The organism is Methylotenera sp. E1MeOHC1 (assembly GCF_058745595.1).
Window position 1 is genome coordinate 132,973 of record NZ_CP196025.1, and the last position, 25,363, is coordinate 158,335.

The 25,363-nt window shown below is 45.3% G+C and carries 21 protein-coding genes; 16 read left to right on the forward strand and 5 right to left on the reverse strand.

The genetic code is table 11. The annotated features are described in order from the left end of the window. Window positions 1-2 precede the first annotated feature (2 nt). On the reverse strand, window positions 3-1,895 hold the full coding sequence (locus tag ACSSU7_RS00575) for a sulfatase-like hydrolase/transferase (RefSeq protein WP_492516820.1): 1,893 nt from the start codon (window positions 1,893-1,895) through the stop codon (window positions 3-5). A 285-nt stretch (window positions 1,896-2,180) separates the two neighbouring features. On the opposite strand from ACSSU7_RS00575, the gene ACSSU7_RS00580 reads away from it, so the two are divergent. Both ACSSU7_RS00580 and recN read left to right on the forward strand, forming a co-directional pair. Further along, window positions 2,181-3,008, forward strand: a complete 828-nt coding sequence (locus ACSSU7_RS00580) for an NAD(+) kinase (protein ID WP_492516821.1) — start codon at window positions 2,181-2,183, stop codon at window positions 3,006-3,008. A 188-nt stretch (window positions 3,009-3,196) separates the two neighbouring features. Continuing rightward, on the forward strand, window positions 3,197-4,849 hold the full coding sequence (gene recN, locus ACSSU7_RS00585) for a DNA repair protein RecN (protein ID WP_492516822.1): 1,653 nt from the start codon (window positions 3,197-3,199) through the stop codon (window positions 4,847-4,849). Window positions 4,850-4,889: 40 nt separating this feature from the next. On the opposite strand, the gene fur is transcribed toward recN, so the two are convergent. After that, window positions 4,890-5,315 (reverse strand): ferric iron uptake transcriptional regulator, encoded by a 426-nt coding sequence (gene fur, locus ACSSU7_RS00590; RefSeq protein ID WP_135278402.1) that lies wholly within the window; start codon window positions 5,313-5,315, stop codon window positions 4,890-4,892. Window positions 5,316-5,405: 90 nt separating this feature from the next. Between fur and ACSSU7_RS00595 the strand changes: the two genes are divergently transcribed. From ACSSU7_RS00595 to ACSSU7_RS00625, 7 genes are all read left to right on the forward strand, one after another. Beyond that, window positions 5,406-6,389, forward strand: coding sequence for an outer membrane protein assembly factor BamE (locus ACSSU7_RS00595; protein WP_492516823.1), 984 nt, complete (start codon window positions 5,406-5,408; stop codon window positions 6,387-6,389). 41 nt (window positions 6,390-6,430) lie between these two features. Continuing rightward, window positions 6,431-7,240 carry a 4-hydroxy-tetrahydrodipicolinate reductase gene (gene dapB, locus ACSSU7_RS00600; RefSeq protein WP_492516824.1) on the forward strand — a complete coding sequence of 270 codons (810 nt, stop codon included), beginning with the start codon at window positions 6,431-6,433 and terminating at the stop codon, window positions 7,238-7,240. A gap of 11 nt (window positions 7,241-7,251) precedes the next feature. Continuing rightward, on the forward strand, window positions 7,252-7,869 hold the full coding sequence (locus ACSSU7_RS00605; protein ID WP_492516825.1) for a DUF2238 domain-containing protein: 618 nt from the start codon (window positions 7,252-7,254) through the stop codon (window positions 7,867-7,869). Window positions 7,870-8,033: 164 nt separating this feature from the next. Next, window positions 8,034-9,173 (forward strand): glutamine-hydrolyzing carbamoyl-phosphate synthase small subunit, encoded by a 1,140-nt coding sequence (carA, locus tag ACSSU7_RS00610; protein ID WP_492516826.1) that lies wholly within the window; start codon window positions 8,034-8,036, stop codon window positions 9,171-9,173. A 107-nt stretch (window positions 9,174-9,280) separates the two neighbouring features. Continuing rightward, window positions 9,281-12,484, forward strand: a complete 3,204-nt coding sequence (gene carB / locus ACSSU7_RS00615; RefSeq protein WP_492516827.1) for a carbamoyl-phosphate synthase large subunit — start codon at window positions 9,281-9,283, stop codon at window positions 12,482-12,484. A 90-nt stretch (window positions 12,485-12,574) separates the two neighbouring features. Further along, window positions 12,575-13,057 (forward strand): transcription elongation factor GreA, encoded by a 483-nt coding sequence (gene greA, locus ACSSU7_RS00620; RefSeq protein ID WP_492516828.1) that lies wholly within the window; start codon window positions 12,575-12,577, stop codon window positions 13,055-13,057. Between the two features lie 14 nt (window positions 13,058-13,071). Continuing rightward, window positions 13,072-13,509, forward strand: a complete 438-nt coding sequence (locus tag ACSSU7_RS00625; protein WP_492516829.1) for a DUF4149 domain-containing protein — start codon at window positions 13,072-13,074, stop codon at window positions 13,507-13,509. A gap of 61 nt (window positions 13,510-13,570) precedes the next feature. Here ACSSU7_RS00625 and yhbY read toward each other — a convergent pair whose 3' ends face one another. Further along, complete coding sequence (yhbY, locus tag ACSSU7_RS00630; protein WP_492516830.1) at window positions 13,571-13,879, reverse strand: ribosome assembly RNA-binding protein YhbY; 309 nt, start codon at window positions 13,877-13,879, stop codon at window positions 13,571-13,573. 72 nt (window positions 13,880-13,951) lie between these two features. Here yhbY and rlmE point away from each other — a divergent pair, with 72 nt between their 5' ends. From rlmE to ACSSU7_RS00655, 5 genes are all read left to right on the forward strand, one after another. Then, complete coding sequence (gene rlmE, locus ACSSU7_RS00635; RefSeq protein ID WP_492516831.1) at window positions 13,952-14,572, forward strand: 23S rRNA (uridine(2552)-2'-O)-methyltransferase RlmE; 621 nt, start codon at window positions 13,952-13,954, stop codon at window positions 14,570-14,572. 83 nt (window positions 14,573-14,655) lie between these two features. Further along, window positions 14,656-16,554, forward strand: a complete 1,899-nt coding sequence (gene ftsH / locus ACSSU7_RS00640; RefSeq protein WP_492516832.1) for an ATP-dependent zinc metalloprotease FtsH — start codon at window positions 14,656-14,658, stop codon at window positions 16,552-16,554. A gap of 160 nt (window positions 16,555-16,714) precedes the next feature. Further along, window positions 16,715-17,551 (forward strand): dihydropteroate synthase, encoded by an 837-nt coding sequence (gene folP, locus ACSSU7_RS00645; protein ID WP_492516833.1) that lies wholly within the window; start codon window positions 16,715-16,717, stop codon window positions 17,549-17,551. A 63-nt stretch (window positions 17,552-17,614) separates the two neighbouring features. Further along, a complete protein-coding gene (gene glmM, locus ACSSU7_RS00650; RefSeq protein ID WP_492516834.1) occupies window positions 17,615-18,970 on the forward strand; it encodes a phosphoglucosamine mutase in 1,356 nt (451 codons plus the stop codon). Between the two features lie 213 nt (window positions 18,971-19,183). After that, window positions 19,184-19,720, forward strand: coding sequence for a phosphatase PAP2 family protein (locus tag ACSSU7_RS00655; protein WP_492517802.1), 537 nt, complete (start codon window positions 19,184-19,186; stop codon window positions 19,718-19,720). Window positions 19,721-19,782: 62 nt separating this feature from the next. On the opposite strand, the gene ACSSU7_RS00660 is transcribed toward ACSSU7_RS00655, so the two are convergent. Then, on the reverse strand, window positions 19,783-20,628 hold the full coding sequence (locus tag ACSSU7_RS00660) for a zinc dependent phospholipase C family protein (protein WP_492516835.1): 846 nt from the start codon (window positions 20,626-20,628) through the stop codon (window positions 19,783-19,785). A 200-nt stretch (window positions 20,629-20,828) separates the two neighbouring features. Here ACSSU7_RS00660 and ACSSU7_RS00665 point away from each other — a divergent pair, with 200 nt between their 5' ends. Continuing rightward, window positions 20,829-22,019 (forward strand): glycosyltransferase, encoded by a 1,191-nt coding sequence (locus ACSSU7_RS00665; protein ID WP_492516836.1) that lies wholly within the window; start codon window positions 20,829-20,831, stop codon window positions 22,017-22,019. 133 nt (window positions 22,020-22,152) lie between these two features. Further along, window positions 22,153-24,759, forward strand: a complete 2,607-nt coding sequence (gene pepN, locus ACSSU7_RS00670; protein WP_492516837.1) for an aminopeptidase N — start codon at window positions 22,153-22,155, stop codon at window positions 24,757-24,759. Between the two features lie 9 nt (window positions 24,760-24,768). Here pepN and ACSSU7_RS00675 read toward each other — a convergent pair whose 3' ends face one another. Further along, window positions 24,769-25,266 (reverse strand): GNAT family N-acetyltransferase, encoded by a 498-nt coding sequence (locus ACSSU7_RS00675; RefSeq protein ID WP_492516838.1) that lies wholly within the window; start codon window positions 25,264-25,266, stop codon window positions 24,769-24,771. Window positions 25,267-25,363: the final 97 nt, after the last annotated feature.

Consider the following 25,363-nt stretch of genomic DNA (forward strand, 5'->3'; position numbering starts at 1 on the left):
TGTTATCGGGGCGGTGCTGGTGTTTTAGCATCTTTTTTCTTGAAGAACTTGCTTAAGTCTTGCACGAGCTGCAGCATGGCAGGTTGTTTTGTCTGCAATACTGTTTTACGTTCATCATGAGGTAGCGCTGTGTCATCACCCCTGCTGGCGGTCATGAGTGCAAAGCTTTTTGCATTCACAGGCTGGGTGATTTTAACCTCATCATCTACGTAAGTGACTTTATCCCAATCTGAGACATAAGTATGGTTACGTTTTTCACCAGCCAGCAAGTTGTAGCCGGTAGCGTAGTCGCTGCTTGGGTTGCTAACACCAAGTAGTGGCATGATGGTAGGCACGATATCCATGTGACTGGTCATTTGGTCGCTCACCAGCGGTGCTGAGTTTGGTTTGTAAATAACGAGCGGCGTGCGTACCTGTTGGTCTACAAAAGTTGAGTTATGTCCCCAGAAGCCATGCTCCATAAACTCTTCGCCATGATCGCCTACTAGGATAACAATGGTGTTATCTAGTAACTGGTGTTGTTTGAGGTAGTCGAAGATACGGCCATATTGCATATCTAAGTGATGCACAGAGTTAATGTAGCGATTTTTAATCGGCACAATGTCGTCACGTAATGCAGTTTTACTTAAAGTTGCGTAATTAAGGTCATCACGATATGGCGTTGCAATAACGCTTTCAGGCGGGAAGTAATAACGCGCGTGCGGCGACTCAAAAAACATAAAGGTGAAAAATGGTTTGGTTTTGTCTCGGTTATCAATAAATGACAGCAAGCTTGTGATATTATTACGGTCATTTTCCCAGCCGCTCGCCCCTTTATTGTTATCGTGTAACTGACTGGTGGGAACGTGTGCAAAAATAGTCTTATCAAATTCCGGATAAGAAAATTTAGCGCTGGTGTAAAAACTCATTTGGTACTGCTGTTGTTCCAATACATCAATAATTGCAGCACCGCGGCGCTCTTCTAAAAATGGAAACCAATAGTTTCCAGGCATGGCGGTAAACATGCCAAACACGCCCATGCGCGTACCATTGCCGGTGCTGTAGTTACGTGTAAATCTAGCTGCGCCTTTTGCAAACTCCCAGCTGTTAGGCATGATTTTTTCGTTGAGGGTATCTGCGCGCCAGGACTCAGAAGTCAGCCAAATAATGTTGTACGGCTTGGCAGGTTGTTTGAATTGGATAGGGTTAAGTGGGTAGTTGAGTTTACCTTTTAGTTTAATCTTAGCTTCACGCTGCGTGGTAAATCCAAGGCTTTTAAAGAAACCTCTAGCCGATACAGTTTGGTAAAACGGAATCGCCTGTGCAACTACGTTTAATTGATTTGTTGTGTAACTATCTAACGCAAAGCCCATATGTACCAGCACTGTGACAATGAGTGCGGTGACAGGCAGAAATTTGAACGATAATTGCGGCGCTGATTTTTTTACATATAAGTAGTGAGCTAGCCATAAAATGGCGGCTTGCAAGCTGATAAATCCCAATGTAATCAGTGCAAACCCTACGTCAGAAGCACTGCTGCCACCTAAAGACTCGATACCGCCAGGCGTGGACACCAGATTGAAAATAAAGCCATTAAAGAACATGCCATAAAGCGAAAAGAGCTTGGCGTTTGCGTACATCAGTAACGTGGTAATGCCGCCAGTGATGACCGCGGCTGTATAGACCGCGCTAGTATTTTTCTTACTGATGAATTTGACTAGTGCGGTAATGGCAATGGCAGGCAGCAAGTAATACAAGCCATACAGTAACCATGTAATGAGCATAAAGCCAAAAGGCAATAGGCCATCCTGAAAAATGCTCGTGACAGACATTGAGTCAGACACAAGAAATAGTACTGCAACGTAAGTGAGTAAGAAGTATGTTTTCAGTATGTTGGTTTGATTTGAAGCCGTCATATATATTTTGTTATTTGATAATGTTAGATTGGGGTGTATAAGCAAAAAATACGCCAGTACAGTTTTGTTATATTTTATTTAGCTAACTTATTGTTTATAATGTTTAATTAATCAATCTTGGCACATTGCCATGAGGCTAGCTGGCTATTATGACGCAAAAAATGTAGGGATGGATGATATTTATTGCATGCTATGTATTGTTTTGGCTTTGCTAAGATTTCATGACTATGTTTTAATTCTGCCGTGCAGACAAACTTTAAAAAAATAGCGCTTATTGGCAAATATATGAATGTATCGGCTTTACAGTTGATGCAGGCAGATTTAGCTGACTTAGCTCGACATTTATCCGCTAAAAGCTATGAGGTGTGGATTGAGGAAAATACCGCGCATCATGCGCAGTTGACTGACTATCAAACGCTGGCTATAGGCGAAATTGGTCAAGTCGCAGATCTTGCAATCGTGATGGGTGGTGATGGCACCATGCTCAGCGTTGCGCGTAGCTTAATTGACGCTGATGTGCCTTTGGTGGGCATCAATCGCGGCCGTTTTGGTTTTTTAACCGATTTACGCGCAGAAGATATGCTGATTGAGATTGACCGCATCCTTGCTGGAGACTCTATTAAAGAGCCGCGCATGTTGTTATCTACTGATGTGGTGAGAGATAATCAGATTATTTACAGCAGCCATGCCCTGAATGACGTGGTGATTAAAAGTGGTTTGCGCTTGATCGAGCTGGAAATCGAAATTGATGGCAAGTTTGTTTACAAACAGCGTAGTGATGGCCTGATTATCAGCACACCAACCGGTGCCACTGCCTATGCATTGTCTGCCGGGGGGCCGATTTTACACCCTAATTTAGAAGCAATCTCCCTAGTGCCAATCTGTCCGCATACGCTGAGTAACCGTCCAATTGCAGTGAATAGTGCAAGCAATATCGTGGTTACCGTGGTGCAGTTCGATGAGGCACAGTTAAGTTTTGATGGTCAATTCCAACTCGGTTTGGAAGTGGGCGATAAAATTGTAGTCCGCCGTGCAGAGAAAACAATTTCACTGCTACATCCTGTAGAGTACTGCTACTTTGATATGCTCAGAAATAAACTCAACTGGGGTTGATGCCTACTCTTTATCATAGGTTTGCTGGTGCCGTGTCTCTTAGGCAAAAGGTGTTGCAATAGCCGTGTGCGATGGTCTGCAACAACAGTCTAGCGATCTTATGTTGTATTCGTATAACTGTTCTAAATCAACTGCACTGCTCTAAGCCTTGTCATTTTGATGTGGCAATAAAATGGACTAATTGAATTATGCTGCAAACACTTTCAATTCGCGATTTCGTCATTGTTGATCAGCTTGATCTGGATTTTCAATCTGGGTTTACGGTGTTGACGGGTGAAACTGGCGCAGGTAAATCTATTCTGATTGATGCATTGTCTCTGGCCTTGGGCGCGCGTGGCGAAGGCGGCGTTACCCGTGCTGGCTGCGATAAAGCCGAGATTAGTGCATGTTTTTCATTGAACAATAATGTTGAAGCGCTAAATTGGCTGGTGGAGCAGGAAATTGCACAGGATGAGCCCGAGTTGCTACTACGTCGGGTTATCTACGCGGATGGCCGCTCACGCGCGTTCATTAATGGCAGCCCAGCAACTATGCAGCAGCTTAAAGAGTTGGGCGAGTTTTTGGTTGATATTTATAGCCAGAATGCGCATCACTCACTGCTTAAGTCAGCCACGCAGCGTCAAATTTTAGATGAGTTTGGCAGTTTATTGGATGTGGCAAAAAATGTGGCTGAACAATACAAGCGCTGGTATCACCTACATGGCTTGCGCTTGGAATTGGAAAAAAATGCTGAAGCCTATGCTGATGAATTGGCATTGCTGCGAGACAACGTACGTGAGCTCTCGGCACTAGCGTTTGATGCACAAGAGTGGGAGGCGCTGCAGCATGAGCACTTACTGCTCTCAAATGGAGCTAGCTTAATTACCAGCGGAGAAACTTGCTTGGATCTGCTGAGCGAGGGTGAGTTGTCTGCACTAAATTTATTAGCGCAAGTACAGCATCATCTGCAAAACATGCAGACTTACGATGCCAGTTTGGCCGAGGTTTCTGAGTCACTTGATTCTGGCGTCATTCAACTGCAAGAAGCTAGCCGTTCTTTAAATCGCTATATTCAGCGTATGGAACTGGACCCCGCTCGCTTGAGTGAGGTAGATGCAAGAATACAGTCCATACATGCTGCCGCACGTAAATACAGGTCGCGTGTGGAAGATTTGCCTGCCTTGCTTCAGGGTTGGCAGACGAGAATGGCTGAGTTGTCTAACTTCGCAGACGATGGCGCGCTTGCCGAGCAAGAGCGTTTAGCATTTAGTGAATATAAAAAGTTAGCCGAAACTTTAAGCACAGGCAGGGCTGGCGCTGCTGCAATGCTACATCAAAAAATCACTGCTGAGATGCAGCGCTTGTCTTTGAGTGGAGGTCAGTTCTCGGTAGCGCTAACGCCTGTTGCGCCGAGTGTTAACGGGTTGGAACAAGTTGAGTTTCTAGTAGCAGGGCACGCAGGCGTTGCGCCGCGCTCTCTAAGTAAAGTGGCTTCTGGCGGTGAGTTGTCTCGGATTAGTTTGGCAATCCGTGTGGTTACTGCACAGCAGGGCAGTATTCCAACCATGATTTTTGATGAAGTTGATGTTGGTATTGGCGGCGGCGTGGCGGAAGTTGTAGGTAACTTGCTGAAGCAGCTGGGCGAGCAGCGACAAGTGTTGGTGATTACACACTTGCCGCAGGTGGCCGCGCTTGGTAAGCATCATTTGCGGGTAAGTAAGTCGCAAGCCTATGGTCAAACCTTAAGTACGATTGTGGCATTAAATGCTGCTAGCCGTATTGAGGAGGTTGCGCGAATGTTGGGCGGTATAGAGCTTACCGAAACAACAAGGCAGCATGCGAAAGAAATGTTGTTAGGGTAAGTTTAGCCTGTGCGTTGGCTGTAGTGAAAAGTTCGCCCTTTTAGTCCTTGCTCTCGCAAGGTTGTTTAGTGCAAACACCGTAAATAGTCAGTGAGTGGTCTTGCATGGTAAAGCCTAATTTTGCCGCAGCGCTTTCTTGTCTTTTCTCGATTTCTGGGTCGTAAAACTCCTCAACGCGACCACATTTAATACAGACGATGTGATCGTGGTGTCCGCCGCTGTTAAGCTCAAATACTGCTTTGCCACTTTCAAAGTGGTGTCTAATCAAGAGCCCAGCTTGCTCAAATTGTGTGAGTACGCGATATACCGTAGCCAAACCCACATCCTCACCAGCGTTAATCATGATTTTGTAGATGTCTTCGGCAGACAGGTGTCGGTCTTTGCTGTTTTCAAATAGGTTGAGCACCTTAAGTCTTGGTAAGGTGGCCTTTAGACCAGCATTTTTTAAATCTTTTTGATCTTGCATGATTTTGGAATATTCACAATTAATAAGGTGGATGTTTTGGCTTCAGTCGCTACGTGGTATATTAACGCCAATTCAAATTAAAGTCATGATATGCGTTATTTTTCTACGTTACGTTATCTAGTTGTTTTACTGGTTTTGCTTTGCTCTGCATGCGGCACGGCCGTCCCTAGCATTAAGCCGTATAAGCTGGATGTTCAGCAGGGTAATGTGGTCACCTCTAAAATGCTATTGCAACTGCGTCCAGGGATGACCAAGTCTCAAGTACGTTTTATTATGGGGACCCCGCTGATTCAAGACAGCTTCCATGGCAATCGCTGGGACTATGTGTATCAAATGCGTGAGGCTGGCAAGGTGACTGAGCAGCGCCGTGTGATTCTCGACTTTGAAAAAGACCTGTTAAAAACGGTGCGTGGTGACGTGATTCCTGCAGGAACTGCCGCACCTGAAGATGAGCGTGCAAATACTGGGACCCGCTTGGTCGAGCCGTATAAAAAGCCAGAAGAAAAAAGCTTAATGAATAAGTTGAAGTTCTGGGAAAAAGACGAAGCTGCACCGGCTAAAGAACCTGCTGTGAAGCCTGATGTTAAAAAAATACCGGAAACTAAAGCTTTGGAGCCTAAAGTAGAGGCTGCCGTTGCTGAATCGCGTGCAGTCTCAGATGCAGATGCTGCGCCATCTATGTTGGCGGTACCACTTGACGTGGCGGTGACTCCAGCAGTAGAAGCTTCTGCACAGGCCTCCATTGCTGTACCTGCTGCCGTGGTTACCGAAGTTAGCCCTGCTCCTGAGCCTGAGATGGTTAAGGCGCCCGTAGCTGAAGTCGCGGCTCCGGTTGCTCTGCCTCCAGTGGTCATGCCTGATGAGCATCCAGTGAATGCGATGCTTTATGAGTCTGCATCGGGCATGGTGTTTGATCGTAAGTTGCGCTCATTGCCAGAAGAGGTTGAGCCAGAAGCGGTAACTGCTGTTGCCGCGCCGCGCGTTGGCAACAAGGTTGCACCAACACCTCAAGACCTGCCGCCGGAGAGTGAGCCTAGCTTTTTTGATCGCATGTTGGAAAAGATTGGTTTTTAATCTTTTAAAGTAATTTAGTAGAAATTGATAGGTTTTTTGATATGGTAAATCCATTAAAGGTTGTAATTGCTGGTTGTTCAGGTCGTATGGGGCATGCTTTGTTGGAAGGCGTGTTTGCGGATGTTGAGTTGGTGCTGCATAGCGCGCTAGATCGTGCTGATAATGTTCATCTAGGCCGCGACGCGGGTGAGCAGTTTGGCCGTGTGTCAGGTGTGAAAGTGGTTTCAGATATTGACGTTGCGCTAAAGGGTGCGGACGTGCTGGTTGACTTTACCAGACCGGAAGCAAGCATGGCTTATTTGGCGGCATGTCAAAAGCATCGAGTAAAAATGATTATTGGTACGACTGGCTTCTCTGTCGAAGAAAGGCAGGTCATTGAGGCTGCTGCAAAGGATATTGCAATTGTATTCGCGCCCAATATGAGCGTAGGCGTGACCTTGTTGATTAATCTGGTTGAGCAGGCGGCCCGCGTGTTGAATGAGGGCTACGATATTGAAGTGGTGGAGATGCATCATCGTCATAAAGTGGATGCGCCATCTGGCACAGCTTTGCGTTTAGGTGAGGCGGCTGCGCTTGGGCTAGGTCAAGACCTAAAAGATTGTGCAGTATATGCACGTGAAGGTGTAACCGGTGAGCGCGAGGCAGGGAAAATCGGTTTTGCAACGATGCGTGGCGGTGATGTGGTTGGTGATCATACCGTGGTGCTTGCTGGTATTGGTGAGCGTGTAGAGCTTACGCATAAAGCGAGCAGTCGCGCTACCTTTGCGTTAGGTGCATTGCGGGCTGCTAAATATTTATCAGATAAAACATCTGGCCTGTACGATATGCGAGATGTATTAGGTTTGCGTTAGTCTCAGTAGAGATGTCGTTATCTAACCGTCACTTCTACATGGTTTTACTCAGCATACTCAGTGCTGTGTTTGTTTGGTCTGCCATTCATCCTGCTGATAGGTTGACATGGGTGCTGGAAGTGGCGCCCGTGCTGATTGTATTGCCTATACTGGTTTTTACTTACCACTCCTTTGTATTCACTCCGCTGGTTTATACGTTGATATTGATTCACGCACTCATCTTGTTGGTCGGCGGGCATTACACTTACGCAGAAGTGCCTTGGTTTAATTGGTTGCGCGACGCTTATGAGTTATCTCGTAACTATTACGATAGGGTTGGGCACTTTGTACAGGGGTTTGTGCCTGCTATGGTGGCGCGTGAAATCTTATTGCGAAAGTCTCCTTTGGTATCCGGTCGCTGGCTGTTTTTTATTGTGAGCTGTATTTGCCTTAGTATTAGTGCGGTTTACGAGTTTATTGAATGGTGGGTGGCAGCCTATGAGGGCGGTGCTGCAGATGCTTTTTTGGGCACGCAGGGCGATGTGTGGGATACCCAGTGGGATATGTTGATGGCGCTGGTGGGAGCGGTCGTTGCGCAAGTGTTTTTGGCAAAAATTCATGATCGGCAGATGACGAATGTGTCACGTTGACATTGATTAGTCGCTTTTTTTTCGCTATAATTCGTTAATTCTGAAACGGGAAGAGTATATACAGCTCCTCCCGTTTTGCACATCTGCCATCTGTTCATGATGGACTAAAGATTAGAAGTTTTTAATGTCGTAAATTTTAATTATCGTAAAACCGAGGAGTTATTGTGTCACAAAACCTGCCCGCCATACTTGTACTAGCAGATGGAACCGTGTTTCGTGGCATGTCGATCGGAGCTTCTGGGCATGCTGTAGCTGAAGTCGTGTTTAATACTTCGATGACAGGCTACCAAGAAATACTGACAGACCCATCTTATACCAAACAAATTGTTACGCTGACTTATCCGCACATTGGAAACTATGGCGTTAACAATGAAGACGTAGAGTCTGGCAAAGTGTATGCCAGTGGTTTGGTGATTAGGGATTTGCCATTAACACATAGTAACTTTAGAAACACCCAGTCTTTATCTGAATACCTAGTGACTAATAACGTGGTGGCGATTGCTGATATCGACACGCGTAAACTGACAAGAATCCTGCGTGAAAAAGGCGCACAAACTGGCGTAATCGTTGCTGGCGAGGCCGATGAAGCCACGGCGCTATCATTGGCAACACATGCAATCGCTGGTTTCCCTGGCTTGGCTGGTATGGATTTAGCCAAAGTTGTGAGCTGTGATAAACCTTATCAATTTACTGAAGCTGAGTGGGCGCTAGGTCAAGGCTTTACTAAAGCACCTGAAGAGCAATTCCATGTGGTTGCATTTGACTACGGTGTGAAACGTAATATTCTGCGCATGTTGGTTTCGCGCGGCTGTAAAGTAACTGTTTTACCTGCACAAGCAACAGCAGAAGAGGCGTTAGCGCTTAATCCTGATGGTGTGTTCTTATCAAACGGGCCTGGTGACCCGGAGCCATGTGATTATGCAATCTCTGCAATTAAAACGATTGTAGATAAAGGCATCCCTACTTTTGGTATCTGTTTAGGACATCAACTGCTGGCACTTGCTTCTGGCGCTAAGACGCTTAAAATGAAATTCGGCCATCATGGTGCAAACCATCCTGTGCAAGATGTTGAAACAAAACGTGTTTATATTACCAGCCAAAATCACGGTTTTGCAGCGGATGCCGCTACTTTGCCTGCAAATGTCAAAGTGACGCATGTGTCGTTGTTTGATGGCAGTTTGCAAGGAATGGCGCGTACAGATAAACCTGCATTTAGTTTTCAAGGTCACCCAGAGGCGAGCCCTGGCCCAACCGAAATGAGTTATCTGTTCGATAAGTTTATAGACTTAATGCGGGCGCAGTAAATGGAATTCATCCAGCTGTCTACTGTTGTTGAAGATGGCTTGGATATGAATCATCACGTAAATTTGCGTGTATTGATGCAAAATAAATTCGTTAAAAAGTAAATCTAATGGCAAAACGTACAGACATAAAATCAATTCTTATCATCGGTGCAGGTCCAATTGTAATTGGCCAGGCTTGTGAATTCGACTACTCAGGTGCACAGGCATGTAAAGCGCTGCGTGAAGAGGGTTACCGCGTTATTTTGGTTAACTCTAATCCGGCGACGATTATGACCGACCCTGAAATGGCTGACGCCACCTATATCGAGCCAGTAACTTGGCAAGTGGTTGAGAAGATTATTGAAAAAGAGCGTCCAGATGCCTTGCTGCCTACCATGGGCGGTCAAACTGCATTAAATTGCGCTTTAGATTTAGACAAGCACGGCGTGCTTGCTAAGTTTAACGTTGAGTTGATTGGTGCTTCAAAAGAGGCGATTGATAAAGCTGAAGATCGCCAAAAATTTAAAGAAGCCATGACCAAAATCGGTTTGGGTTCTGCGCGCTCTGCTATTGCGCACAGTATGGAAGAGGCTTTGCAAGTGCAGGCTAGTATTGGTTACCCTGCGATTATTCGCCCATCGTTCACGATGGGTGGTAGCGGCGGTGGCATCGCTTACAACCGTGAAGAGTTCATTACTATTTGTGAACGTGGTTTAGATGCGTCACCTACTAATGAACTGTTGATTGAAGAGTCTCTACTCGGTTGGAAAGAGTATGAGATGGAAGTGGTGCGTGACTCTGCTGATAACTGCATCATTATCTGTTCAATTGAAAACTTGGACCCAATGGGCGTGCATACCGGTGACTCTATCACTGTGGCGCCAGCACAAACATTGACCGATAAAGAATACCAAATCATGCGTAATGCCTCATTGGCTGTGTTGCGCGAAATCGGCGTGGATACTGGTGGTTCAAACGTGCAGTTTGCCATTAACCCAGACGATGGGCGTATGATTGTGATTGAGATGAACCCACGCGTATCGCGTTCATCAGCACTAGCTTCAAAAGCGACAGGTTTCCCAATTGCTAAAGTAGCCGCTAAATTGGCGGTAGGCTTTACATTGGATGAGTTGCGTAATGAAATTACTGGCGGTGCAACACCAGCGTCATTTGAGCCAAGTATTGATTACGTTGTAACTAAGATTCCTCGCTTTGCCTTCGAGAAGTTCCCACAAGCAGACTCTCGTTTAACCACGCAGATGAAATCTGTTGGTGAAGTGATGGCGATTGGCCGTACGTTCCAAGAGTCATTCCAAAAAGCGTTACGCGGTTTGGAAGTTGGTGTAGATGGTTTAGACGAAAAAACCACAGATTTAGATACAATCACCAAAGAAATTGGTGTACCAGGCCCTGAGCGTATTTGGTACGTAGGTGATGCATTTAGAATGGGATTGAGTGTTGATGAAGTATTTAATATTTCAAAAATAGACCCATGGTTCTTAGTGCAGTTAAAAGACATTATTGACCGTGAACAAGCGCTCAAAGGCAAACATATTGCTGATTTAGATAAAGCTGCTTTATTGCAATTAAAACGTCGTGGTTTTTCTGATAGACGCCTAGCTAGATTGCTAGACACAGATCAACATGCAGTGCGCGCGTACCGTCAAGCGTTAAGTGTGCGCCCGGTTTACAAGCGTGTAGATACCTGTGCTGCTGAGTTTTCAACCAACACAGCCTATATGTACTCTACATATGAAGAAGAGTGTGAGTCTAAGCCTACTGATAAAAAGAAAATCATGGTACTAGGTGGTGGTCCGAACCGTATTGGTCAAGGCATTGAGTTTGACTATTGCTGCGTACATGCTGCGTTTGCAATGCGTGAAGATGGTTACGAAACCATTATGGTGAACTGCAACCCTGAAACAGTTTCAACCGATTACGATACTTCTGACCGCTTGTATTTTGAACCAGTAACACTGGAAGACGTGTTGGAAATTGTTGCACTGGAAAAACCAGTAGGCGTGATTGTGCAATACGGTGGACAAACACCACTAAAACTAGCGCGTGATCTAGAAAAAGCGGGTGTCCCAATTATTGGTACGACACCAGATGCGATTGATAAAGCTGAAGACCGTGAACGTTTCCAGAAAATGTTGCAAGAATTAGGCTTAAAACAACCACCAAACCGTACAGCGAGAACGCCAGAAGAGGCAATTCGTTTGGCAATGGAAATTGGTTACCCATTAGTGGTGCGTCCTAGTTATGTACTAGGTGGCCGTGCGATGGAAATCGTACAAGAACAAAGCCAGCTAGAGCGCTATATGCGCGAAGCGGTTAAAGTTTCTAACGAGTCACCAGTATTGCTTGACCGTTTCTTGAATGATGCGCTGGAAGTCGACGTAGATGCATTGTCTGATGGCGAAGAAGTGATCATTGGCGGTATTATGGAACACGTTGAACAAGCCGGCGTGCACTCTGGTGACTCAGCATGTTCATTGCCACCTTATAGCTTATCTGCTGAGTTGCAAGATGAGTTACGTGTGCAAACCAAACAAATGGCAAAAGCCTTGGGTGTGGTTGGCTTAATGAATGTGCAGTTCGCAATTCAGGGTGAAACGGTCTACGTGCTGGAAGTAAATCCACGTGCATCACGTACTGTACCTTTTGTATCTAAAGCTTGCGGTTTGCAGTTAGCTAAAGTTGCAGCGCGCTGCATGGCGGGTCAATCGCTGGCGTCACAAAATGTGACACGAGAAATCATTCCACCATTTTACTCAGTAAAAGAAGCGGTATTCCCATTTATTAAATTCCCTGGTGTGGATACCATTCTAGGCCCTGAAATGAAGTCTACCGGTGAAGTGATGGGTGTAGGTAGTACGTTTGCTGAGGCGTTCTTAAAATCACAACTAGGTGCATCTACCAAGCTACCTGAAGGCGGCCGCGCTTTTATTAGCGTACGTAAAGAAGACTATTTAAAAGTAGTGGAAATCGGGCAGCAACTGCATCAACTAGGATTTGAGTTGGTTGCAACTAAAGGTACAGCAGCAGCGTTAGCTGAACATGGCTTGAAGGTGCAGGCTGTGAATAAGGTTGCTGAAGGCCGTCCACATATCGTTGATATGATTAAGAATAACGATATTAGCTTTATTGTGAATGTGACTGAAGACAAGCGTGCGGTTGCTGACTCATACGAGATTCGTCGTTCTGCATTACAAAATAAAGTGACCTACTACACAACTATTGCTGGTGCTAAAGCTGCGTGCATTGGTATGGCGCATATGCAAGAGATACAAGTAGAGTCATTACAGAACTTGCATAAGCAATTAAGCTAAAATAAACTAAAGCTAGTTTATCTATAATTTATTTTATTTCTGGAACCACGCTCATGTGAGTGTGGTTTCTTTTTTATTTGAGGGTGTAATATGGCATTAAGTCAATTTCCAGTAACTGTTCGTGGTGCAGAATTGTTAAAAGAGGAATTACAGCGCCTGCGTGGTGTTGATCGTCCTAATATTATTCAGGCAATTGCTGAGGCGCGTGCGCAAGGTGACTTGTCTGAAAATGCAGAGTATGAGTCAGCAAAAGAGCGTCAAAGTTTCATTGAAGGCCGCATTGCTGAGTTAGAGGCAAAGCTATCGAATTTGCAAATTATTGATCCGCAAACACTGAATGCAGAAGGGCGTATCGTATTTGGCGCTACTGTGAATATTGAAGATTTGGATTCAGGCGACAATAAAACTTATCAAATCGTGGGTGAAGATGAAGCTGATATTAAAAATGGTAAGATTTCTGTCAGCTCGCCAATTGCACGTGGCTTGATTGGTAAATCTGCCGGTGATATTGCTGAGGTTTCAGCACCAGGCGGCGTTAGAGAGTATGAAGTTCTTGATGTACTGTATATCTAAATAAGGTGATGACAATGGCTTCCCGACTATCTTTGATTCTGATTGCGTTGTGGGCTGGTGCATTGTGGAGCACTGGCGTAAGTGCGTATGTGCTGTTTGATGCACTGCAAGATAAACAGTTAGCGGGTAGTCTTGCCGGTAAGTTATTTAATGTGGTGACTTACATTGGCTTAGCCAGTGCGTTTTACTTGTTGATTCATCGCCTAGCGCAGTTTGGCACAGTAGCTTTGAAGCAATCATACTTTTGGGCTGTTTTTGTGATGCTGCTATTGGTGTTGGCCGGTCATTTTGGTATTCAACCAATTTTAGAGGGCTTAAAATCACAAGCCTTTCCAGCCGACGTGATGCAAAGTGTATTTGCAGACAGGTTTAGAAACTGGCATGGTGTTGCCAGTTTAGCTTATGTTTTTGAATGCGTGCTCGCGGTTGTGATGGTGCTTAAAGCGCGTTAGTGTTTAGTCGCCAGCAACAGTCAATAATTCGGCCTGGTGATTAAACGCAGGCCGAATGTTTTTAAAGCTTAGGAATGACTACTTTGGCACTTTCTTTTACAGTGCTGCTCGCTCTGTAAAATACCAATTGTTTTCCAATGTGATGCACTGCAATAGCATTGGTAAGTTTGCAGATTTCATCAAACATGGCTTTGCGTGCCACGCGGTCATCTCCTGCTACCTGTACTTTAATGAGTTCATGAACGTTTAAGTTAAGCTCGATTTCTTTAACTACATTTTCCGTTAAACCATTGTTGCCTATCATGACAACAGGGTTTAAGCTATGAGCAAGGCCTCGTAGGTGTGCGATTTGTTTAGTACTTAGTTTCATATTTTTTAACAGAATTAATTAGTTAACTATTTTAACACGAAGCAATGTTTATTTGATGGCAAAGTATCAACGATGAAACCTACACGTACCAGTAAAGCTTGGATGCAAGAGCATTTAAACGACCCTTATGTAAAACTCGCACAAAAAGATGGCTATCGTGCGCGTGCTGCATATAAATTAATGGAAATTGACGATAAAGACAAACTAATCAAGCCTGGCATGACTATCGTGGATTTGGGCTCTGCGCCCGGTAGCTGGTCGCAAGTGGCGGTTCAGCGTTTAAAAGGTCAAGGTAAAGTAATCGCGCTTGATATTTTAGAGATGACGCCTGTTGCTGGCGTAACATTTTTGCAAGGTGACTTTCGTGAAGATGCGGTGCTTAAATTATTGGAACAAACCTTAAATAATGTGCAAGTAGACCTTGTAATTGCAGATATGGCCCCCAATATCAGTGGAGTAAAGGATGTTGACCAAGCCGGTGCTGCCTATTTAACGGAGTTGGCACTGGATTTTAGTAAAGAATGGTTGAAACCAAGTGGAAACTTTCTGGTCAAGGTATTTATCGGGGCTGGCTTCGAGGAAATCTTGCAAACTATGCGTCAAATGTTTGATAAAGTCGTGACGCGTAAACCTAAGGCGTCACGTGATAGAAGCAGTGAAGTTTATTTGCTAGGAATAGGTCGTAAACCTTAAAAAATTGGGTTAAACTGCTTTTGTAAGATCTAAAATGCTTAAGAAGTTTTAAGCGTGATTGTTGTTGATAAAGGATAAAGATTTTGAACAACGTGTTTAAGAATGTCGCTATTTGGATAGCAATCGGCATGATACTTGTGGCGGTATTTAACTTGTCCGGCGTTAAGGGTAACGCGGACAACCAAATCGTATATTCGCAATTTATTCAAGATGTTAAGGGTGGTCGTATTGCCAAGGTGCAGATTGATGGTCGAGTACTGCACGGCACAACTCAAGATGGTAAGAAGTTCAATACGTATGCACCTTCTGACCCATGGTTAGTGTCTGACCTACTTAAATATAATGTTGCTGTAGAGTCAAAACCAGAAGAAGAGCAATCATTGCTCATGAGCATTTTTGTCTCATGGTTCCCGATGATTTTATTGATCGGCGTGTGGATTTTCTTTATGCGTCAAATGCAAGGTGGCGGCAAAGGTGGCGGTCCATTTTCATTTGGTAAAAGCAAGGCACGTCAGTTAGATGAAGGTAACAACCATACTACTTTTGCTGATGTGGCAGGTTGCGATGAAGCTAAAGAGGAAGTATCTGAATTAGTGGAGTTTTTACGTGATCCATCTAAGTTCCAGAAACTAGGTGGCCGTATCCCACGTGGTGTGTTGATGGTAGGCCCTCCAGGTACAGGTAAAACATTGCTGGCACGTGCGATTGCAGGTGAGGCTAAGGTTCCATTTTTTACAATTTCAGGGTCTGATTTTGTAGAAATGTTTGTGGGTGTTGGTGCTTCACGTGTGCGTGATATGTTTGAAAACGCTAAAAAGAATGCACCTTGCATTATTTTTATTGATGAAATTGATGCGGTAGGTCGTAGCCGTGGTGCAGGTACTGGCGGTGGTAACGATGAGCGTGAGCAAACACTTAACCAAATGTTGGTTGAAATGGATGGCTTTGAGGCTAACTCAGGCGTGATTGTGATTGCGGCCACTAACCGTGCTGATGTGTTGGACAAAGCATTGTTGCGTCCTGGCCGTTTTGACCGTCAAGTGATGGTAGGCTTGCCTGATATTAAAGGTCGTGAGCAGATTTTACTTGTACATATGCGTAAAGTGCCGATTGATCCTGATGTTAAAGCGGATATCTTGGCACGTGGTACGCCTGGTTTCAGCGGTGCGGATTTAGCAAACCTTGTGAACGAATCTGCATTGTTTGCAGCACGCCGTAACAAGCGCACTGTGGATATGCAGGACTTTGAAGATGCTAAGGACAAGATTTTCATGGGTCCTGAGCGTAAGTCTATGGTGATGCGTGAAGATGAGCGTCGCAATACTGCATATCACGAATCTGGCCATGCAGTAGTAGCTAAATTGCTACCCAAAGCTGACCCTGTGCATAAGGTAACGATTATGCCGCGTGGTTGGGCACTAGGTTTAACATGGCAGTTGCCAGAGTTTGATCGTATCAGCAACTACAAAGACAAGATGCTGGAAGAGATTTCTATTTTGTTTGGTGGCCGTATTGCAGAAGAAATCTTTATGCATCAGATGTCAACCGGTGCATCAAACGATTTTGAACGTGCGACAAAATTGGCAAGAGACATGGTGACGCGTTATGGTATGAGTGATGCATTGGGTACCATGGTATATACCGGTAGTGAGCAGGATTCATTCTTTGGCAGTATGAGTTCTAAAACGGTTTCGGAAGCTACGCAGCAAAAGGTTGATGCTGAGATTCGTCGCATCTTGGATGAGCAATATGGTATCGCTCGTCGTTTACTAGAAGATAACCGCGACAAAGTTGAAGCAATGACTGCTGCTTTGTTAGAGTATGAAACCATAGATGCTGATCAGATTAATGACATTATGGCTGGCAATCCAGTGCGTGAACCTAAGCCTAGACAGGCAACGGTACCACCGGCAGCTGGTTCATCAAACTCTGGGTCAAGTCCGACAGCAGCTGGCGAACCACAGCACTCTGCAAATACTTAAATTGATTAAGTGATGTTCAAAAAAGGCTAGCGCAAACTAGCCTTTTTTATTGCCAAAAATCGCGCATGATTCCAGGTGATTTGATGCATGCTCGGGTAGGTGTCTCAAGATTAGCCTGTATCTCCTAACGACTTTTAAACGGATTTAGTATAATTAACATATGCAGACTCAATATCTATTTAATTGCGGTAAATTTCAGCTTAACTTAAATCGCCCCCATGTCATGGGTATCGTCAATGTGACACCAGACTCATTTTCTGATGGCGGCAAGTACACTAGTACGGATTTAGCAGTAGCGCATGGGTTAGAGTTGATCGCAGAAGGCGCCGATATTTTAGATATCGGCGGTGAATCCACTAGGCCAGGTGCTGAGCCCGTGAGCCTTGATGAAGAACTAAGGCGTGTGATTCCAGTGATTGAGGCTTTGCGCGCAGTTTCCACCGTGCCGTTATCGATTGATACTTATAAGCCAGAGGTTATGCGTCAGGCGATTGCGGCGGGTATTGATATTGTGAACGATGTGCGTGCGTTACAAGAAGAGCAAGCTGTTCAAATCGTCGCGAATAGTAATGTGGGCGTGTGTTTGATGCATATGCAGGGTATGCCGCAAACTATGCAGCTCGCGCCTAGTTACCAAGATGTGGTTGCCGAAGTGAAGCAGTTTTTAATCGAGCGCATGCAGGTGGTAATGTCTGCTGGCATCGCACAAGAGCGCATCGTGTTAGATCCTGGTTTTGGCTTTGGCAAAACAACTGCGCATAATATTGCGTTGATACAGCACTTGGGCGAAATTGGTGAGCTTGGGCCTTTACTGGTTGGTTTATCTCGCAAGGCGGTTTTGGGGAGAATCGCCGGTGGCGATGAGCAGCAGCGCTTGCACGCAGGATTAGCTGCATCGGTCATATCGGCTATGAAGGGTGCAAAAATTGTACGTGTGCACGACGTTAAGGCAACGGTAGATGCACTAAAAGTAGTGACGGCAGTACTACCTGTTTAGCTTGCCTGAGTATAGGCTGCTAGTGAACATAAGATTGTAATTAAACGCTTGAAAGAAACATGAATGAGTAAAAAATACTTTGGTACAGATGGAATTCGTGGTCGTGTCGGGGATGCACCGATTACCCCAGAATTTGTGATGCGTTTAGGTTATGCGGCAGGACGCGTGTTGACCAGTATTGATAGCAACTTGGCCAAAGGCGCACACCCTGCAGTGTTAATTGGCAAAGATACGCGTATTTCTGGCTATATGTTGGAAGCCGCGCTGGAAGCTGGCTTATCAGCTGCTGGCGTAGATGTTTTGCTAACCGGCCCGATGCCAACACCGGCGGTTGCGTATTTGACACGAGCCTTGCGTGCGCAGGCTGGTATTGTGATTTCTGCATCACATAACCCTTATTATGACAACGGCATTAAGTTTTTCTCAAGCTTGGGTACTAAGTTGCCGGATGAGGTTGAGCATGCCATTGAAGCTGCGCTAGATGAGCCGATGCACGTGATGGAATCTGCAAAGTTAGGTAAAGCGCGTCGTATTGATGATGCAGCAGGGCGTTATGTTGAGTTCTGTAAAAGTACTTTCCCCAATCATTTAGATTTGCGTGGATTAAAAATTGTGTTGGACTGCGCGCATGGCGCTACCTATCATGTGGCGCCACCAGTATTTCATGAGTTAGGCGCAGAGATTGTGGTCATTGGTAACCAACCGGATGGCTTGAATATCAATGAACAAGTTGGCTCTACGCACCCGCAAGCGTTACAAAAAGCGGTGGTGGAGCATCAGGCAGATTTAGGCATCGCTTTTGATGGAGATGGCGACCGTGTGATGATGGTTGATCATACCGGCCGATTGTTAGACGGCGACCAACTGCTTTACATCATTGCCGCTGCGCGTCAGCAGGCAGGTGTTTTACAGGGCGGCGTAGCAGGGACGCTGATGACCAATTTAGCGTTGGAGCATAAGCTTGCAGCGATGAATATTCCTTTTGCTCGTGCCAAGGTAGGAGATCGCTACGTGCTTGAATTATTGAATCAAAATCATTGGCAATTAGGTGGCGAAAACTCAGGCCATATTCTAACGCTGGACAAGCATAGTAGCGGTGATGGCATTATTGCTGCGCTGCAAGTGCTGCATGCGGTGATTCAAAGTGGCAAAACCTTAAGTGAGTTGGGTGCAGATTTAACACTGTATCCGCAGGTGTTAATTAATGTCACCACTAAGCATAAGGTTGATTTGAACACCCCCTTGATTCAAGCCGCGGTTAAGCAGGCTGAGGCAGAGTTGAAAGACTCAGGACGAGTGTTGCTCAGAGCCTCTGGTACTGAGCCAAAAATCCGCGTGATGGTGGAAGGTGAAAATCAATCACAAGTCACTACATTGGCGCAAAGCATTGCAGATGTAGTTAAGCAGGTTGCGTCTTAAAGCGTTAAGGCTCCTCAGGTGGTGTAGTGCACCTATTAGCGTTATAAACTGCTTTGCAGCCATGCTGATTGGCTGTGTATCTCAATAGGCTTGTTGGGTTGAACATTCAATGTGTTGAGTGTTCGATTCAACAAAGCTTCATCTCATTTTCATCAATTGTTCACATTGCAGTGACAAGCTAACTCCACTTTAACTAAATATTGGAGGTGAATGATGACATCTAAAACACGTTTATATTTGCACCGCATGCATCAGTTAGATAGCAATGTCTGCGTGGCAGTTAACCATACCAGTCGCTACCGTTTGGTACGTGATAGCTTTAGATTAGCGAGTCGGCTGGGTGATGGCGTATTTTGGTACGTACTGATGGCAACAGTATTGCTGGTGTATGGCAGCGATGGAGTAGTGCCAGTATTGCACATGGGCTTGGCTGGGCTGTCTGGCACTTTGCTCTATAAGTGGTTGAAAGGGAAAACTCTGCGTCCACGCCCTTATGAAGTAAGGCAAGATATATGGTTAACAGGTACGCCTCTTGATAAATTTAGCTTTCCATCAGGTCATACCTTGCACGCAGTGGTATTTAGCATGGTGGCTTTAAGTTATTATCCGCAACTAGCTTTTGTACTGGTGCCGTTTACAATGATGGTAGCGCTGTCTCGCGTGGTGTTGGGCTTGCACTATCCAAGTGATGTGTTGGCAGGTGCGTTGATCGGTGCGTCAATCGCTGGCTTGTCTTTCTTAATGGTATAAATACTAACGTAGTAGTGTTAAGCGTGCGATGCGCTTACACTAAATCTTTTGCTGTGCAGTTATTAGTGTTTAGGATGTGTGAAGTATTGCACCGGCTGTGGGTGCATATGCTGCAAATGATTTAAGCACTGTTCACGCCAGTGTTCTAATTGCTCCATAGTGATATTCTTTAACTCAGCTTCAAATGCGGGTTGATTCCCGTCTAATACTTCCCCGATGTCTGCCAACGCAATTTGCGTTTTGGAGATGTAGTACACAAAATTCTGGCTAAGGCCGCGGTCAACTAACCGTGCAAACCTGTGAATAAGCTGCGGTAGTCTAATTAGCCTTAATAGACCATCCCCTAATGCAAGACGCTTAAGTGCATTGCTGGTGATATCTTCTGCACAATTAAAATGATTGCTGATAAATTGAGTAATGGTTATGCGGTGTTTGCTCAGCAAACGATGTGGTGAGGTTTGGATCAGAGGCGTTAGGTATGCATCCATAGCCCATTCTGAGGTGATATGGGTGAACATTGTGCTTTTAAACCACATAGCCTCATGTGCTGGTACAAAATGATTGTGCGCAATTACGTCTATATATAGATGGCTGGCGTAACCAATGGCAATCGCTATTTCTTCATCAGAATTTGCTGCATCAAGTAGTTGATGCGCACTTTTCCAAGCATGGGTATTGTTAAACGGTTGGCTCACTAGCGCTAAGTCAGGAATACATGCCCCTGCCATGACTAAATCAGGGAATTTTTTGATAGCTCTTTGCAACTTAGGGTCTAGCAACGGCATGGCCCATAACAAGGATTGTGCAAAGTAGAGATGAGTCATCAGCCCCCATGCGTTTGCATCAGCTGAGTACATGCAGCATGGCAACCACCAGTAATATTGTTTGATTAGCTTAGGTACTTGCATGCGAGCTACTGTGCCAGTGCGATATTAAATAAAAATGACAATACGATGATGTTTTATGGAAAACGCTTATTGCCAGTACTGGGGTGTTATTCAGTTGTTGTGCTGAAATTACGTGATTTTTATTTCATTAAACTGTCATATAGCATGTTTATATTGTTGATAACGGATTGAATTTATTAACAGATGAGTGAATAACACGCATGAAAATACTATTTATATCTGATGTATATTTCCCACGTATTAATGGCGTTTCAACTTCGATTAGAACTTTTGTCGAACAGATGCAAGGCCTTGGCCATGAGGTGCATTTGATTGCGCCAGACTACGGCATTACCACTCAAGACGAGTCATGGGTTAAGCGCATTCCGGCGCGTAGTATTTATTTTGATCCAGAGGATAAACTCATGAAGTATGGAGAGGTGATACAGCGTTTGCCAGGGCTGCGTCGCGAAAGGTATGACATCGTGCATATCCATACCCCGTTTGTTGCACATTATGTAGGGTTAAAGTTGGCGCGTGAGTTAAATGTGCCATGTGTAGAAACCTACCATACGTTCTTTGAAGATTATCTACATCATTATTTACCGTGGATTCCTAAGTCAATGGCGCGCGGTATTGCCAGAATGATCTCTAAGCGCCAATGCAATGCGGTTGATGCGATTGTGGCACCGTCGCAGCCCATGCTGGATGTTTTGCGAGGCTACGGGGTGAATGTGAGTGCGGAAGTGGTGCCTACCGGCCTGCAAATGCATAGCTTTAAAGCTGCGGATGGTAAAGCGTTCAGACAAAAATATGAAATACCTTTAGAGCGGCCCATGTTGTTATATGTAGGCCGTGTTGCATTTGAGAAGAATATTGCTTTCTTACTGGAAATGCTAAAAGTATTGGTACAAGACGTGCCAGATGTACTGCTAGTGATTACTGGCGAGGGCCCTGCTGAGACTAGCTTGCATCGGTTAACCCAAGAGTTGGGGCTTGCACATAACGTGCAGTTTATTGGCTACTTAAATCGTGAGCTGGAACTCAATGACTGTTATCAGGCGGCTGATGTGTTTGTGTTCGCTTCAAAAAGTGAAACACAGGGTTTGGTCTTGCTCGAGGCCATGGCACAAGGCACACCGGTGGTGGCCATTGCCGAGCTTGGTACCGCCTCAATATTGGTAGATGGGCAAGGGGCGTTGATTGCGCCAGATCACGCTGCGGGCTTTTCTGACAAAGTGAAACATTTGTTAATGTACCCAGAAGAGCGCTTTGAGCTTGGAGTGCGTGCCAGGTCTTATGTGCTTGCTAAGTGGACGGCATCTATACAGGCTGAGCGCATGGTGCAGTTTTATGGTGCGTTAATTAGTGCGCGGCCTGCTGTCGATGGTGCGTATGTGTCAATTGCCTAATTACAGCGGTACTAACTGCATCTGTACATGGAAATTGCGTTATTTTCAATTAAGAATGGATGAAAGCGGATGATACGAACGTAATCTCTTTTATACTGTTAAGCAACACAATCAATAAAGTTATTGCTTAATTATGGAAATAGAATCTAACGCCACGCCCAAGACCATCTATCTAAAGGACTATACGCCTGCGCCGTATCGGGTAGGGCATGTAAACCTCTCATTTGCATTGTTTGAAGACAAAACAATTGTGAAATCAGAGGTGCAATATATTAAAAGCCCAGATGCCGTTGCTAGTGACTTGGTTTTAAATGGACAAGATCAAGTCATTACCGCTGTAGAGATGGATGGCATTGCATTTGATGGCTATACCATTACCGAGCATCAAATGACCATCAAAGATGCCGGTGAGAAATTCACCCTAAGCATTACCTCTGAGATCGACCCTGCATCCAACACCGCGCTTGAGGGTTTGTATAAATCCCAAGGCAGTTACTGCACGCAATGTGAGGCAGAAGGTTTCCGCCGCATTACTTACTTTCAAGATCGACCAGATGTGTTGAGCACGTTCTCAGTACGTATTGAGGGGGATAAAAATAAGTACCCCGTGCTGCTATCTAATGGCAACTTAGTAGATGCCGGTGATCTTGATCATGGGCGCCATTTTACGGCTTGGAGTGATCCATTTCCTAAGCCTTGTTACCTGTTTGCGCTAGTGGCTGGTAATTTGGTTCGTATTGAAGACTCGTTCCAAACCATGTCTGGGCGTAAGGTGGCTTTGCATATCTATGTGCGTGCCGGTGATGAGCAGCAGTGCGACCACGCTATGCAGTCGCTTAAAAAAGCCATGCAGTGGGATGAAGAAAAGTATGGTCGTGAATATCAGCTCGATTTGTTTAATATTGTCGCCGTGAGTGATTTTAATATGGGGGCGATGGAAAACACATCACTCAATATTTTTAACACGAAGTTAGTGCTAGCTCACCAGGAGACGGCGACTGATACTGACTTTGATAGTGTGGAAGCTGTAATCGGCCATGAGTATTTCCATAACTGGACTGGCAACCGAGTCACCTGTCGTGATTGGTTTCAGCTATCACTCAAAGAAGGCTTAACCGTATTCAGAGACCAAGAGTTTAGTGCGGATATGAGCTCGCGCGCGGTGAAACGGATTGATGATGTGGATCAATTACGCCGTCTGCAGTTTTCAGAGGATGCTAGTCCTCTGGCGCATGCCGTGCAGCCCGATAACTTTATCGAGATCAGCAACTTCTATACTACGACTGTGTATGAAAAGGGCGCCGAGCTTATCCGCATGCAGCATACTTTGCTGGGGCAGGATACCTATCGTAAAGCAACTGACCTATATTTCGAGCGTTATGACGGGCATGCTGTTACTTGTAATGATTTTGTGCAGTGCATGGCAGATGCCTCTGGGCGTGACATGTCACAATTCTTCTTGTGGTACAAACAAGCGGGCACCCCAACATTAAAAGCCTCTGGTCAATATAACGCAGCGCAGCAGCAATTTACCTTAAGCTTGACGCAATCACAGCCTGATACCGCCGGCCAAGCCGATAAAAAACCGTTACACATTCCTGTTGCAGTTGGGCTGCTAGATGAGCAGGGCAATGAAACGCATGCAACACAGATACTGGAAATGACTGCGCGCGAGCAGAGCTTCACATTTGATCATGTAGCGTCACGCCCTGTGCCTTCTATCTTACGTGGTTTTTCTGCGCCGGTGAAACTAACAACAGACTTAAGTGATGACGACCTGCGCTTGCTGCAACTGAAAGACACCGACGGTTTTAATAAATGGGAGTCTGGCCAAACCCTTGCCTTACGCAACATTGAACGTGTGATGGCTGACAGCGAGGCTGATATCTCGCAATTTGTAGATGATTTTGGCATTGTGATAGATCAAGCCATCGCTGGTACAGGGGATAAAGCCTTGTTTTCAAGAGCGCTTACCTTACCAACGATAGCTGTGATTGCGCAAACACAAACCGTGATTGACCCTGCAGCGATAGACCAAGCGCGCACTCATATCCTTAAAAGCATTAAGCGCGCACACAAAGATGCTTTAGCACGTTTATATGATGACAATGTAAACACCGGTGCGTTTTCAGTATCACCTGCGGCCATGGGGCGCCGGGCACTGCAAAACATAGCGCTTGAATTACTCACCGTGACCAACGGTACCGGCTGTGCCGCTCGAGCCAAAGCGCACTATGATGGCGCTAATAATATGACCAATCGTGTTGCGGCACTGGCTTGCCTGACGGATAGTACGCAGCCTGAACGTGAGTTAGTGTTTGCTGACTTCTATGAGCGCTTTAAATCGTATCAACTGGTCGTTGATAAATGGTTTACGCTGCAAGCAATGGCGAACAGATCGGTCATTTTTGATGACTTTGCAAAACTGCGTCAGCATCATGAGTTTAATATTAAAAATCCAAATCGCGTGCGTTCACTTTACTCTGCTTTTGCGCTCAATAATCCTGTACAGTTCCATCACCCTAGCGGGCAAGGCTATGCTATCTTGAGGGATGCCATTATTGAATTAAATGCGATTAATCCGCAAATTGCCTCACGTTTGGTAACGCCGTTACGTGAATGGAAGCGTTACACGCCAGTACTGCAAACGCAGATGCAGGATGCCTTACAAGCGATTATGAACACCCCGAACCTATCCAATGATGTGTTCGAGTTAGTGAGTAAAAGTTTGAAGGGCTAGGGTGACTTGCTATGTTGATATATTGTCTAGTGTTCTGAACATTACCAATGCATCAACATAACCTGCAGAAGGGTGGTTAAACGCTTTTGGTAGTTTTCCCACGATTTCAAAACCTTGAGATTGCCACAACCCCACTGCGCGATGATTGGTGCTAACTACAAAATTGAATTGCATCGCAAGATAGCCTGCTGACTGTGCATACTCAATCGAGTGTTGGCACATGGTGCGTGCCACTCCTCTGCCAGTCGCGTGCGCTGAGGTCATATAGCCGCAATTGCAAACGTGGCTACCACCGCCCGATTGATTGGTACGTATGTAATAAGTACCTAGAATCTCGCCATCATTTTCTGCGATGAAGGTGGTTTTGTCAGCTCCTAGCCAGTAGTCTAGCGCATCGCCTCGACCCATTGTTGAATCTAAAGCATAGGTTTCACCTGCCCTGATAATGGGTTCAATAATTGCCCAAATGGCGGGGCGGTCTTCATCGGTCGCAAGACGAATTTTCATACACTACCTAATTAATGCGCTAAGTTTTAAAAGGTGAAATCGGATAACTATCGAATTATAGGTAATGTATCAGCCTGAGAGCATGTTCATTGCTTTA